Consider the following 11,998-nt stretch of genomic DNA (forward strand, 5'->3'; position numbering starts at 1 on the left):
GCCGGCCCGGCGCCGCGGTTCTCGCGGACCGCGACGGCGCAGCCGCGGCCGCCCCGCCCGACCGGCGGCGACAACGAGGCGGTGCTGAGCGACTGGCTCGACGCCGTACCCCCGACGCGACAGGAGATCGCCCGTGCCCGCTGAGCGCCTGATGCCGACCGAGGAGTCGGCGGAGCTGATCGAGCTCACCCGCGCCATCGTCGACAAGGAGCTGCGACCCGCGGTCGACGAGGCCGAGCGGAGCGCCACCTTCCCGAGGGAGGTCTTCCGCACGCTGGGCCGCGCCGGGCTGCTGGGCCTGCCCTACCCGGAGGAGTACGGCGGAGGCGGCCAGCCCTACGAGGTCTATCTCCAGGTCGTGGAGGAGATCGCCTCCGCGTGGGCCGCCGTCGGCGTCGGGGTGAGCGTGCACGCACTGAGCTGCTTCGGGCTCTTCCACGCCGGCACCGAGGAGCAGAGGAAGCAGTGGCTGCCCGACATGCTCGGCGGGGAGCTGCTCGGCGCCTACTGCCTCTCGGAGGCCCACGCCGGCTCCGACCCGGCCGCGATGCGCACCAAGGCCGTCCGCGAGGGGGACGACTACGTCCTGACCGGGGCGAAGGCGTGGACCACCCACGGCGGCAAGGCCGACTTCTACAAGGTGATGGCCCGCACCGCCGACACCGGCGGCCGCGGGATCTCCTGCTTCCTCGTCCCCGCCGACGCAGCGGGCCTGAGCGCGGACACTCCTGAGCAGAAGATGGGCCTGATGAGCTCCACCACGGCCACGATGCTCTTCGACCGCGCTCGCGTCCCGGCCGAGCGCCGTCTCGGCGCCGAGGGCCAGGGCCTCTCGATCGCCCTGGCCGGCCTGGACTCGGGCCGTCTCGGCATCGCCGCCGTCGCCACGGGCGTGGCTCAGGGCGCGTTGGACGCGGCGGTGGCCTACGCCCGGGACCGGGAGGCGTTCGGCCGCCCGATCATCGACCACCAGGGCCTCTCCTTCCTGCTGGCCGACATGGCCGCCGCGGTCGAGTCCGCCCGGGCGACGTACCTCCATGCCGCACGCCTGCGCGACGCCGGCCGGCCGTTCGGCAGGCAGGCCTCCATCGCGAAGCTCGTCGCGACCGACAACGCGATGCGCGTGACGACCGACGCGGTCCAGGTCCTCGGGGGCGCCGGCTACACCAAGGACTTCCCGCTGGAGCGGTACATGCGCGAGACCAAGGTCATGCAGATCTTCGAGGGCACCAACCAGATCCAGCGGCTGGTCATCGGGCGCAGCCTCCGCTGACCCTCATCCCCACCCACGACAGAACGGACCACCATGCAGATCGACAACGTCTCGGCCCTCGTCACCGGAGCCGCCTCCGGGCTGGGCAACGCGACCGCCGCGGCCCTCGCCGCACGAGGGGCGCGGGTCTTCGGGCTCGACCTCGATGTCAGCAGCGCGCCCGAGATCGACGGCGTCACCTACGTCGAGACCGACGTCACCAGTGAGGCGGAGGTGCGGCAGGCGGTCGAGCTCGCCGCCGAGGCCGGCCCGCTCCGCGTGGTGGTCAACTGCGCCGGCATCGGCCCGTCGGCCCGCATCCTCGGCAGGAACGGCGTCCACGACCTCGGCCTCTACGCCAAGGTCATCCAGGTCAATCTGATCGGCACCTTCACCGTCCTCGCCCTCGCCGCGGAGGCGATCGCAGCGACCGAGCCGCTCGAGCACGGTCAGCGCGGCGTCATCGTCAACACGGCCTCCGTCGCCGCCTACGAAGGCCAGATCGGACAGGTCGCCTACGCCTCCTCCAAGGGCGGCGTCGTCGGCCTCACCCTCCCGGCCGCCCGCGACCTCGCCCAGCACGGCATCCGGGTCAACACGATCGCCCCGGGAATCGTCGAGACCCCGATGCTCGCCACGGTCAGCGAGGAGTTCCGCGCCGGCCTCGCCGCCGGCATCCCCTTCCCCCAGCGCCTGGCGCAGCCCAGCGAGTACGCCGCCCTCGTCGCCTTCATCGTGGACCACGACTACCTCAACGGCGAGACGGTCCGGATGGACGGCGCCCTGCGGATGGCACCCCGCTGAGCCCCGCACCCGAAGAGCTCCACCCGACCACATCGCCCAGGAAAGAAGGATCACCATGACCTCCGCCGTCATCGTCGACATCGCCCGGACCGCCTCCGGCAAGGGCAAGCCCGGCGGCGCCCTCTCCGGCGTCCACCCCGTCGACCTGCTCGCCACCGTGCTCACCGCGCTCGTCGAGCGCAGCGGCCTCGACCCCACCCTGGTCGACGACGTGATCGCGGGCTGCGTCACGCAGTCGCGTGACCAGGCGCTGAACGTCGCCCGCAACGCCGTACTGGCCGCGGGCTTCCCGGTCGAGGTACCGGGCACCAGCATCGACCGCCAGTGCGGCTCCTCCCAGCAGGCGATGCACTTCGCCGCCCAGGGCGTCATGGCCGGCGCGTACGACATCGTCATCGCCGGCGGCGTGGAGTCGATGAGCCGGGTCACGATGTTCTCCTCCGCCGAGGGTGGCCATCCGCAGGCGCCGCTCGGCGAGCGGTTCCCCTCGCTGCCCAACCAGGGCATCGGCGCCGAGCGTGTCGCCGCCCGATGGAAGCTCGACCGCGAGGCACTCGACATCTTCTCGACCGAGTCGCACCGTCGTGCCGCGGCGGCCGCGGCCGCGGGCGCCTTCGACCACGAGATCGTGCCGGTCACCCTCCCCGACGGCACGATCCACACGGTCGACGAGACCGTCCGCGCGACCACCACCGTCGAGGGCCTCGGCACGTTGAGGCCGTCCTTCCACGACGAGGAGATGACCGCCCGCTACCCCGAGATCGGCTGGCACATCACCCCCGGCAACTCCTCGCCACTCACCGACGGCGCCAGCGCGGCGCTGATCATGAGCGAGGAGATGGCGAGCCGGCTCGGCCTCACCCCGCGGGCTCGCTTCCACTCCTTCGCCGTGGTGGGCTCCGACCCCGAGATCATGCTCACCGGCCCGATCCCGGCCACCCACAAGATCCTGCAGCGCTCCGGCCTGAGCATCGACGACATCGATGCCTACGAGGTCAACGAGGCCTTCGCTCCCGTCCCGCTCGCCTGGGCGGCCGAGTTCAACGCCGACCCGGCCAGGCTCAATCCCCGCGGTGGCGCGATCGCGCTCGGGCACCCGCTGGGCGGATCCGGGACCCGGCTGATGGCGACGATGCTCAACCACCTGGAGGCGACCGGTGGTCGCTACGGCCTCCAGACGATGTGCGAGGGCGGTGGCATGGCCAACGCGACCGTCATCGAGCGCCTCGGCTGATGAACGACGCCGCTGCCAGCTCGACGGCCGCCGTCGGTGAGGACGTTCTCGTCACCACCGACGGCGGGGTCATGGTCGTCACGATCAACCGGCCCGCGGCCAAGAACGCGGTCACCCTCGCCGTCGCCCGGGGGATCGCCGACGCCCTCGACGAGCTCGATGCTCGCGACGATCTCTCCGTGGGCATCGTGACCGGCGCCGGGGGGACCTTCTGCGCGGGGATGGACCTCAAGGGATTCCTCGCCGGCGAGCTGCCCTACGCCGGCGGGCGCGGATTCGCCGGCATCGCCGAACGCCCCAGCGACAAGCCGCTCATCGCGGCCATCGAGGGCTACGCCCTGGCCGGCGGCTGCGAGGTCGCGCTGGCCTGCGACCTGATCGTCGCCGGACGCGGCGCGAGGCTCGGCATCCCGGAGGTCAAGCGCGGTCTGGTCGCCGCCGCGGGCGGTCTCATGCGGCTGTCCGAGCGGATCCCGCCCAACGTCGCGATGGAGCTCGCCCTCACCGGCGACTTCCTCGGGGCCGAGCGTGCCCACCAGCTCGGACTGGTCAACCGCCTCGCCGACGACGGAGACGCCCTCGCCGGCGCACACGAGCTGGCCCTCGCGATCGCCGCCAACGGGCCTCTCGCCGTGCGTGCCAGCAAGCGGATCATGGTCACCTCCCCCAGCTGGCCGGCCGAGGAGCGCTGGACGCGACAGCAGCAGATCGTCGACGGCGTCTTCGCCTCCGAGGATGCCCAGGAGGGCCCGACCGCCTTCGCCGAGAAGCGCCCGCCCGTCTGGCGGGGACGGTAGGGCGCTCGCGGCACCCTCGTCGCCCCGGCCCTACATCTTCACCAGGGCTCCGGCATCGATCGGCAGTGCGATGCCGGTGACGTAGCGCGCCTCGTCGGAGGCCAGCCACGAGACGGCGGCGCTGATGTCGGTGGTGTCGACCCACGGGATCGGCAGGATCGCCATGGACGCCTCGCAGGCCTCGCGGAAGTCCTCGTGCGTCGGGCTCTCCAGGTCCGGGCGGAAGAGCCGGTACATCACCGGGTTGTCGATCATGTCGGTGAGGACCGAGGTCGGCTGGATGGCGTTGACCCGGATCCGCTGGGCGCCCAGCTCGTTGGCCATCGAGCGCATCAGACCGATGACCCCGTGCTTGGCGGCGACGTAGTGAGCGAAGCCGGGGAAGCCCTGGGTCCCGCCCGTCGAGCTGATCAGCACGATCGACCCGCCCTCGCCCTGCTCGAGCAGCGTGGGTACGGCGGCGCGGACCGTCTTCCACACACCGGAGAGGTTGATGTCGATCATGGTGTCCCACTGCTCCTCGGTCAGCTCGTGCACCGGGGCGCAGGAGAAGATCCCCGCGTTGGCGACGACGATGTCGAGGCGACCGAGCTCGGCGACTCCTCGCGCCACGGCCTCCTGCATGGCCGCGAGATCCCGGACGTCGGTCTGGATCGAGAGGGCTCGGCGGCCGGACTTCTCGACCAGCTCCACGGTCGTGGCCAGGTCGTCGGGGCGAGGACCGCCCGCGGCCGAGGTCGCGACGTCCTCGCAGATGTCGATCAGGATGACGTCGGCGCCGTCCTCCGCGAGCCGGCTGGCGTGAGAGCGGCCCTGTCCTCGTGCGGCACCCGTGACGAGTGCGACCTTTCCCTCGAGATGACCCATGACGCGACGCTCCTTCTCCTCAACCGAATGAATGTGATGCCGCTCACATTCGTCGGTGGGGAAGGCGCGAGCCACCGTAGGACTACGTGGACAGCCACCCCATCGCGCGTGGTCTGCCCGCTCAGGCGGGGGCGCCGGAGGGCAGCGTCGGCAGCAGTCCGCCCGCGTCGACGCGCAGCTGCAACCCCGTGACGTAGCGGGCGGCGTCGGAGGCGAGGAAGAGGACCGCCTCGGAGATGTCGATCGGGTCCAGGGTGTTCACGGGGAGGGCGTGCATGGACCCGAACGCCGGCTGGGCGTCCTCGCGGGTCGGGCTCTCCAGGTCGGGCCGGAAGAGGTGGTACATCTCCTCGTTCTGCAGCATGTCCGTGTCGATGTTGCCGGGGTGCACGGCGTTGACCCGGATCGACTCCGGAGCCAGGGCGAGCGCGAGGTCGCGGGTCAGGCGGGCCACCGCCTGCTTGGCGTACGAGTAGCCGCCGGCGCCTCGGCCCGCGGCCGTGCTGGCCATGCTGTTCCCCGGCAGGAGGGCCGCCATCGAGCCGATGCACACGATCGAGCCACCGGCCCGCAGGTGGGGGTAGGCCGCCTGGATGGTGAAGAGCACGCCGCCCAGATTGATCCCCGCCGTGTCCAGCCACGCCATGGTCGGGATCTGCTCGCCGATGGGGCTGATGCCGGCGTTGGCCACGACCACGTCGAGGTGACCCAGCTCCGCCACCGCGGCGTCGACCAGGCCGATCAGGGCGGTCCGCTCCCGTACGTCGCAGACACCCGTGACGACGCGGCGACCGAGTGCCTCCACCTGCCGAGCCGTCTCTCGCAGGTCGGACTCGTCGGGCATCGCGTAGTTCACGGTGGGCAGCTGCGCACAGATGTCGACCGCGATGATGTCGGCGCCCTCCTGGGCCAGGCGCACGGCGTGACTGCGCCCCTGTCCCCGAGCGGCCCCGGTGATGAGAGCGACCTTCCCCTCCATCCGTCCGGTCATGCTCAGGCCACCGGCTCCGCGAGGGGGCTCGCGACCACGACGCGGTCGGCGATCATCGACTCCACCTCGGTCTCGGAGAAGCCAAGCTCGCTGACGAGGACGTCGACGGTGTCGGCCCCGAGCGTCGGCGGATAGGTCGGTGGAACCGGAGCCGAGCCGACGAAGCGGATCGGGGTGGCGACGTTCTCGAAGGAGGCCGCCTCGTTCGCGACGACGACGAGACTGCCGTCACCGGCGTCGTGGGCGTCGTTCAGCGCCTCGAGCACGTTCTTCACCAGGGCGACCGGCACCGAGGCCTCGGCCAGGGCGTCGACCCAGTCGGACGCCGGCCGCTCGGCGAACCGCGCCTCGAGGATCGCCCAGAGCGACTCCTTGTTGCGCAGCCGGCTGGCGGCGTCGACGTAGCGCGGGTCCTCGATCAGCTCGGGGACGCCGAGCACCCGGCACAGGCCCTGCCACATCCGCGGCGTGTTGGCGGTGACCACGAGCTCGCGGCCGTCGCCCCCGCGGAACGAGCGGTAGGTCGCGATCGAGTCGTGTCCGGCCCCCTGGGGCGCGGGCGCCACGCCGTTCAGGTGCGTGTAGAGCGCCTGGTAGGAGAGCATCGCGAGCTGGCCGCGGAGCATCGACACGTCGATGATCTGACCGCGGCCGGTCTCGCTGCGCTGCCGGAGGGCGGCCAGCACGCCGATGACGGCATAGAGACCGGCGACGACGTCGCCCGCGGGGATGCCGAGCCGGGCCGCCGGGGCGCCCGGGTGGCCGTTGAGGCTCATCACTCCGCTCAGCGCCTGGACGACCATGTCGTAGGCGGGCCGGTCCCGCAGCTCGCCCTCCTGGCCGAAGCCGCTGATCGAGGCCCAGACCAGTCCGGGGTGCTCGGCCAGCACGGTCTGCGGCTCGATGCCCAGGCGCGCGGTGACGCCGGGACGGAAGTTCTCGAAGACGACGTCCGCGCCGGCGATGAGCCGCTTGAGCACCTCGAGTCCGCGTGGGGACTTCAGGTCGATGGCGATGCTGCGCTTGTTGCGATTGTTGGCCAGGAAGTAGGCGCTCTCACCGAGGACGGTGGGGCCGACGATGGCTCGGCTGGAGTCACCGTCGAGCGACTCCACCTTGATGACGTCCGCGCCCAGGTCACCGAGGAGCTGGGTCGCCGAAGGGCCCGAGAGGAAGGTGGTCAGATCGACGATCCGCACGCCTTCGAGGGGCTGCCGCCCGGTCATACTGCCTCGAAGACGTGGACGGTGCAGGCCCCGTGGTCCAGGCCCGCCGTGCCGCCGCCGGTCACGTGGGTCATGGCCCAGCGGGCGTCGTCGATCTGGCGCGCTCCGGCCTGGCCGGTGAGCTGCCAGAACGCCTCGGCGATCTGGGCGACGCCGCTGGCGCCGACCGGATGTCCCTTGGCGAGGAGACCGCCACTGGGGTTGACCACGACGTCGCCGCCGAAGGTCGTGCGGCCGTCGCGGAGGAGCCCCACGGCACTCTGGTGCTCGGTGAGCTGGAACGCCTCGTAGTAGACGAGCTCGGCGATCGAGAACGCGTCGTGGAACTCGATCATGTCCAGGTCGCTCGGACCGATCCCCGCCTCGGCGTACGCGTCGCGAACCGAGTGGTAGGTGATCTCGGGCTTTGTCATGTCGCGGAAGCCCTCCTCCACCTGCCCCGAGTGGAGGACGGAGGCCGCCACCCGCATCGCCGCGGTGGCGTCGAGACGCTGCCGGGCTCGCTCGGAGGCGAGTACGACGACGGCGGCGCCGTCCCCGGTGGGGCAGCACATCATCAGCGTGAGGGGGTCGGCGACCGGGCGGGCGCCGAGCACCTGCTCGAGGGTGACCTCCTGGCGGAACTGGGCGAACGGGTTGAGGGCCCCGTGCCTGCGCGCCTTCACACTGACCAGGGCGAGATCCTCGACGGTCGCGTCCGTCTCGTGGAGGTAGCGCGTCGCGCGCATGGCGTAGACGGCCGGCATCACGATGCCCTGCTTGACCTCGCGGTCCTCCGGGGAGAGCGGAAGAGTCCCTCCGCCGAACTGGGTGAGCTTCTCGACCCCGATCACGACGGCCACGTCGATGAGCCCCTGGGAGATCGCCGTGTAGGCCTCGTGCATGGCGGTGGCGCCGCTGGAGCAGGCGTTGTCCACGTTGACGGTCGGGATGGTGCCCAGCCCGATCTCCTTGGTGATCCGCTGGCCGGTCATCATCCCGCCGTACGAGTGTCCGACGTAGACCGCGTCGACGTCGGACTTCTGGACGCCGGCCCTCGAGAGCGCGTCGATCAGCGGCGGAACGGCGAGACCCACGTAGGAGGAGGTCTTGTACTTGCCGAACGGGATCATCGAGGCAGAGATCACGTACACGTCGTCAGGCATGGCTTCCTCTTCTCACTCGCCGGCGACCGGCGAGAAGTACCAGTCGTCGCCCTCGGTGTGGAGTTCGACGGACATCTCGGGCTGGATGGGGGTGGCACCCTCGCGGAGGTCGGCGAGAGTGCGGACCCCGCCGTCGAGATCGACGTAGCCGATCGTCCGAACGCCGTCGCCACCGACACGGAGCCGGGTGAAGGAGTAGAGGACACCGGAGGTCGGCAGCGCGATTCGGGAGACGTTGCGGCTCACGCAGGAGCTGCACACGATCCGGGCTCCGATCATGCCCTGCCCACAGTCGTCGCACCGCGTTCCGACGAGGCGCTGCCCCTCGGGGAAGGAGCCGAGAAGGCTGTCGGCCTCGAGATCCGCGATCGGGACCGAGACCGCGGCCTCGCTGGTCGTCACCGTGTCGGTGCTCATGCCGCTCCTCCTGTGTGCGCGCCGAGGCGCTCGATGGAGCGCGTCGGGCAGACGTCGATGGCCATCTGGATCTTGTCGGCGGGGTCGCCGCCCGCGTCGATCACGATCGCGATGCTCATGTCATCGAGATCGAACGTGTTCGGCGCGTAGAAGGTGCACTGACCCGATCCCATGCAACGGTCGCGATCGACCGTGAGCTCCTCGGACATCAGTCGGTCTCCTTCTCGGTGACCAGCAGGTGGAGGTTGGTGTGCCCCCGGAACTTGTAGCTGCTGATCAGGTCCCAGTGCCGGGCGTCCGGCGTGCCGTGCTGCTCGTCGTCGATCCGGATGGTGGAGGTGCGCTCCAGGAAGCGCTGGATCGAGAAGACCGCCTCGGCACGGGCGAGCGGGGCGCCCGGGCAGGTGTGGATCCCGCGACCGAAGGCCAGATGCTGGCGGGCGTTGGCCCGCTTCACGTCGAAGGTGGCGGGGTCGTCGAAGAGCCGTGCGTCGCGGCCGGCGGCGCCGTGCAGCAGCATGACGTTCGTGCCGGGCGCGAGGTCGAAGCCGGCGAGCGTGGTCGCCTTCTTGACCAGCCGGAAGGAGCCCTTGATCGGGGCCTCGACGCGGAGGGACTCCTCGATGAAGGCGGGCACGAGGCTCGGCTCGCGGCGAAGCAGGTCCTGCAGGTCGGCGTCGTCCGCGATGCGCTGCAGGCAGATGCCCATCAGCTGGACCGTGGTCTCCAGGCCGGCCGAGAAGAGATTGGAGGCGATCCGCGCGACCTCGATCGGCTGCGGAAGCGAGTCGTCGGGGAAGGTGGCCAGCGCCATGCCGGTGAGGATGTCCTCGCCGGGGTTGGCACGCCGCTCCTCGATCTTGGCGACGAAGTAGTCGTAGAGCCGCTCCAGGCTGTTGTGGGTGTTCGTCTGGAGCTGGAGGTTGCCCAGGACCGGGCCCGGCTCGGAGGCCAGGAGCTGCAGCAGCATCGGGTGGTCCTCGGTCGGGACGCCGAGCAGGTCCGCGACGGCGAGGACGGCGTACCTCTTCGCGTAGTCCCAGATGAAGTCCATCCGGCCCTTGGGCAGGAGCTCGTCGAGGAACTTGTCGGCGGTGTCCTTGAGGAACTGCTCGTTCTCCTTGAGCCGCTTGGGCGTGATCAGGCCCATCAGGATCGCGCGGTGGTCGGTGTGCACCGGGGGGTCGAAGGTGACGATCTGGTCGTTCGTCGGGAACGACGAGCGGTGCTGCTCGAGCAGGTCCGTCAGGTCGTCGCCGACCAGCTCGAAGTCGAGGTCGAGGACCGGACCGCCCGTGCGGTTGATGGAGGAGTAGACGTCCGGCTGGTGATAGACCTGGAGCGCCTCCTCGTAGCCGGTCACCACGACGACGCCGTACTTCGGCTCCCGGAACACCGGGTGATTGGCGAGCATGTAGTCGAAGTACGGCTCCGCCCTTCTGGCGACCTCGGGGTCGGTGAAGAAGTCGATCTCCATCGGGTCGATCTCGGCGGTGCTCATCCCTTGCCCCTCACGTTTCGCTATAGAGAACGGCCGTCCTGTTGACGGAACTTCAGCATGAAGCGGGAACGCTTCGCTGTCAAGCGGCCGAACCCGTCTGGGAAACCGATTTCGGCCGGTCAGGCCCGGCGTTGACAGCCTCGACAAGAGCCCGGCAGACTCCGAGTGACTTGCGTTATAGAGTTTGTTCGTTCGGTTAGACGTTACGACAATATGTGGTCCAGGCCACAGAAAATCGAAGAAGGAGCCCCGTGATGGCTGATGACCTCGGACCCGACCCGCTCGCCCCCTGGGTGCGGGAGATCGCCACGGCACACGAGGCGGCCCGGCACACCGACGGTCTGCAGTGCCGAGGCTCGGTGGCGCTGATCGACGAGGCCGCCCGCCTGCGGGGCGCCGCGGAGATCAAGCTCGGCAAGGCGGTCTCCCTGGAGCGCGAGGTGGAGACCCGCCCGGACCGGCTCGCTCTGCTCGCGGACGCGGCAGCCGAGGAGAAGCGCCACTGGCAGGCCCTCGCCCAGGCCGAGCTGCCCGACGGGCACGGGTCGGTCGAGCTCGACGTCCGCGTCGGCATCCACGGTCGTCACGTCCACGGCGGCGACTGGATCTCCTACGACGCTCACGGCGTGCACAACACGCACATGGACGGTCTGGCCCACCTGGGCGCCGACGCCTCCTGGCACGGCCCGATCCCGGTGGAGAACTCCCAGACCGACGAGGACACCATCGTCACCTGGGCCAAGCACGGGATCGCGACCCGCGGCGTGCTCCTCGACATCCCGGCGGTCCGGGGCGTCGACTGGGTGACCGCCGAGGACCCGGTCACCGCCGAGGACCTCGACGCCGCGCTCGCGGCGACCGGCGTCACCCTCGAGCCCGGCGACGCGCTGCTCATCTACCAGGGCCGCGACCGGTTCGAGGCGGCCGGCAATCGCTACACGCCGGGTGCGGTCTTCCAGGCTCGCCCGGGCATCGGCGAGGAGGGGGCGAAGTGGATCGCGTCGAAGGACCCGGGCCTGGTGCTGTGGGACTTCCACGACGCACGCAGCAACCCGGGCTTCATCCTCGAGGTGCACAACCTCATCTACGCGATCGGGCTCTGCCTGGTCGACAACAGCCTGCTTGGGCCCGCCGCCGCCGCGCTCCGCGAGGCGGGTGTCTCCACCGGTCTCCTCGTCGCGGCTCCGACGGCGATCCACCGCTCCACCGGCGTCCTGATCAACCCGCTGCTCCTCTACTGAGCAGCCACCCGATCCGGTCTGGTGCCGACCACGCGACCTGGACGGCACCAGACCGTTCCACTCCCGAACCCGACCCGGGTCAGCCTCTTCCGCCCTCTCCCCTTCGACGAAGGAGTTCGCCGATGCGCATCGGTGTCACGCACGAGTCCACCAGCGAGACCCGGGTGTCGGCGACTCCCACCACCGTGAAACAGCTCGTCGGACTGGGATACGACGTTCTTGTCGAAGCCGGTGCGGGTGAGCTCTCCTCCTTCGCCGACGACGTGTACGCCGAGGCGGGCGCGAGCATCGGCACCGCGGGCGACGCGTGGGGGTCTGATGTGGTGTTCCGCGTGAACGCGCCCTCCGTCGAGGAGGTGTCCCAGCTCCACCAGGGCTCGATCCTCGTCGCGCTGCTGGCGCCGGCGCTCAACCCGGACCTGCTCGAGGCGCTCCGCGTCCGGGGGGTGACGGCGTTGGCGATGGATGCGGTGCCGCGGATCTCGCGGGCGCAGTCGATGGACGTGCTCTCCTCGATGGCCAA

Annotated in this window: 12 protein-coding genes and 1 pseudogene; 6 read left to right on the top strand and 7 right to left on the bottom strand. The window is 70.6% G+C overall.

The window, feature by feature from the left end:
- The first annotated feature begins 133 nt into the window (after positions 1-133).
- Genes QM572_RS03295 through QM572_RS03310 form a run of 4 tightly spaced genes read left to right on the top strand, consistent with a single transcriptional unit; the run spans position 134 to position 4,087 of the window.
- Entirely contained in the window at positions 134-1,273 is a 1,140-nt protein-coding gene (locus QM572_RS03295) for an acyl-CoA dehydrogenase family protein (RefSeq protein ID WP_415089998.1), read from the top strand.
- A gap of 33 nt (positions 1,274-1,306) precedes the next feature.
- Positions 1,307-2,056, top strand: coding sequence for an SDR family NAD(P)-dependent oxidoreductase (locus QM572_RS03300; RefSeq protein ID WP_415090000.1), 750 nt, complete (start codon positions 1,307-1,309; stop codon positions 2,054-2,056).
- 55 nt (positions 2,057-2,111) lie between these two features.
- Entirely contained in the window at positions 2,112-3,290 is a 1,179-nt protein-coding gene (locus tag QM572_RS03305) for a thiolase family protein (RefSeq protein WP_415090002.1), read from the top strand.
- Complete coding sequence (locus QM572_RS03310; RefSeq protein WP_415090004.1) at positions 3,290-4,087, top strand: crotonase/enoyl-CoA hydratase family protein; 798 nt, start codon at positions 3,290-3,292, stop codon at positions 4,085-4,087. The genes QM572_RS03305 and QM572_RS03310 overlap by 1 nt, the downstream gene beginning before the upstream one ends.
- Before the next feature lie 30 nt (positions 4,088-4,117).
- Here QM572_RS03310 and QM572_RS03315 read toward each other — a convergent pair whose 3' ends face one another.
- From QM572_RS03315 to QM572_RS03345, 7 genes are all read right to left on the bottom strand, one after another.
- Positions 4,118-4,954 carry a mycofactocin-coupled SDR family oxidoreductase gene (locus QM572_RS03315; protein WP_415090007.1) on the bottom strand — a complete coding sequence of 279 codons (837 nt, stop codon included), beginning with the start codon at positions 4,952-4,954 and terminating at the stop codon, positions 4,118-4,120.
- A gap of 121 nt (positions 4,955-5,075) precedes the next feature.
- On the bottom strand, positions 5,076-5,945 hold the full coding sequence (locus QM572_RS03320) for a mycofactocin-coupled SDR family oxidoreductase (protein ID WP_415090010.1): 870 nt from the start codon (positions 5,943-5,945) through the stop codon (positions 5,076-5,078).
- 2 nt (positions 5,946-5,947) lie between these two features.
- On the bottom strand, positions 5,948-7,144 hold the full coding sequence (locus tag QM572_RS03325) for a CaiB/BaiF CoA transferase family protein (RefSeq protein WP_415090012.1): 1,197 nt from the start codon (positions 7,142-7,144) through the stop codon (positions 5,948-5,950).
- A 23-nt stretch (positions 7,145-7,167) separates the two neighbouring features.
- Positions 7,168-8,316: a thiolase family protein gene (locus QM572_RS03330; RefSeq protein ID WP_415090014.1), complete on the bottom strand. Its 1,149-nt coding sequence runs from the start codon at positions 8,314-8,316 to the stop codon at positions 7,168-7,170.
- A gap of 12 nt (positions 8,317-8,328) precedes the next feature.
- Complete coding sequence (locus QM572_RS03335; protein WP_415090016.1) at positions 8,329-8,733, bottom strand: Zn-ribbon domain-containing OB-fold protein; 405 nt, start codon at positions 8,731-8,733, stop codon at positions 8,329-8,331.
- The gene (locus QM572_RS03340) at positions 8,730-8,942 is read right to left on the bottom strand and encodes a ferredoxin (protein ID WP_415090018.1); all 213 of its coding nucleotides are present in this window, start codon (positions 8,940-8,942) and stop codon (positions 8,730-8,732) included. The genes QM572_RS03335 and QM572_RS03340 overlap by 4 nt, the downstream gene beginning before the upstream one ends.
- Positions 8,942-10,234 (bottom strand): cytochrome P450, encoded by a 1,293-nt coding sequence (locus QM572_RS03345; RefSeq protein ID WP_415090020.1) that lies wholly within the window; start codon positions 10,232-10,234, stop codon positions 8,942-8,944. The genes QM572_RS03340 and QM572_RS03345 overlap by 1 nt, the downstream gene beginning before the upstream one ends.
- Before the next feature lie 254 nt (positions 10,235-10,488).
- Between QM572_RS03345 and QM572_RS03350 the strand changes: the two genes are divergently transcribed.
- Positions 10,489-11,475 carry a cyclase family protein gene (locus QM572_RS03350; protein ID WP_415090022.1) on the top strand — a complete coding sequence of 329 codons (987 nt, stop codon included), beginning with the start codon at positions 10,489-10,491 and terminating at the stop codon, positions 11,473-11,475.
- A 122-nt stretch (positions 11,476-11,597) separates the two neighbouring features.
- A pseudogene (locus QM572_RS03355) lies at positions 11,598-11,998 on the top strand (NAD(P)(+) transhydrogenase (Re/Si-specific) subunit alpha); the annotation flags it as partial.

It is taken from the genome of Nocardioides sp. (genome assembly GCF_047607365.1).
Classification (GTDB): Bacteria; Actinomycetota; Actinomycetes; order Propionibacteriales; family Nocardioidaceae; genus Nocardioides.

What these genes read in the sequence shown, in the direction of transcription:
- QM572_RS03300 (WP_415090000.1), top strand. Translation starts at nt 1,307, where the DNA reads ATGCAGATCGACAACGTCTCGGCCCTCGTCACCGGAGCCGCCTCCGGG.
- QM572_RS03305 (WP_415090002.1), top strand. Translation starts at nt 2,112, where the DNA reads ATGACCTCCGCCGTCATCGTCGACATCGCCCGGACCGCCTCCGGCAAG.
- QM572_RS03310 (WP_415090004.1), top strand. Translation starts at nt 3,290, where the DNA reads ATGAACGACGCCGCTGCCAGCTCGACGGCCGCCGTCGGTGAGGACGTT.
- QM572_RS03315 (WP_415090007.1), bottom strand. Translation starts at nt 4,954, where the DNA reads ATGGGTCATCTCGAGGGAAAGGTCGCACTCGTCACGGGTGCCGCACGA.
- QM572_RS03320 (WP_415090010.1), bottom strand. Translation starts at nt 5,945, where the DNA reads ATGACCGGACGGATGGAGGGGAAGGTCGCTCTCATCACCGGGGCCGCT.
- QM572_RS03330 (WP_415090014.1), bottom strand. Translation starts at nt 8,316, where the DNA reads ATGCCTGACGACGTGTACGTGATCTCTGCCTCGATGATCCCGTTCGGC.
- QM572_RS03335 (WP_415090016.1), bottom strand. Translation starts at nt 8,733, where the DNA reads ATGAGCACCGACACGGTGACGACCAGCGAGGCCGCGGTCTCGGTCCCG.
- QM572_RS03340 (WP_415090018.1), bottom strand. Translation starts at nt 8,942, where the DNA reads ATGTCCGAGGAGCTCACGGTCGATCGCGACCGTTGCATGGGATCGGGT.
- QM572_RS03345 (WP_415090020.1), bottom strand. Translation starts at nt 10,234, where the DNA reads ATGAGCACCGCCGAGATCGACCCGATGGAGATCGACTTCTTCACCGAC.
- QM572_RS03350 (WP_415090022.1), top strand. Translation starts at nt 10,489, where the DNA reads ATGGCTGATGACCTCGGACCCGACCCGCTCGCCCCCTGGGTGCGGGAG.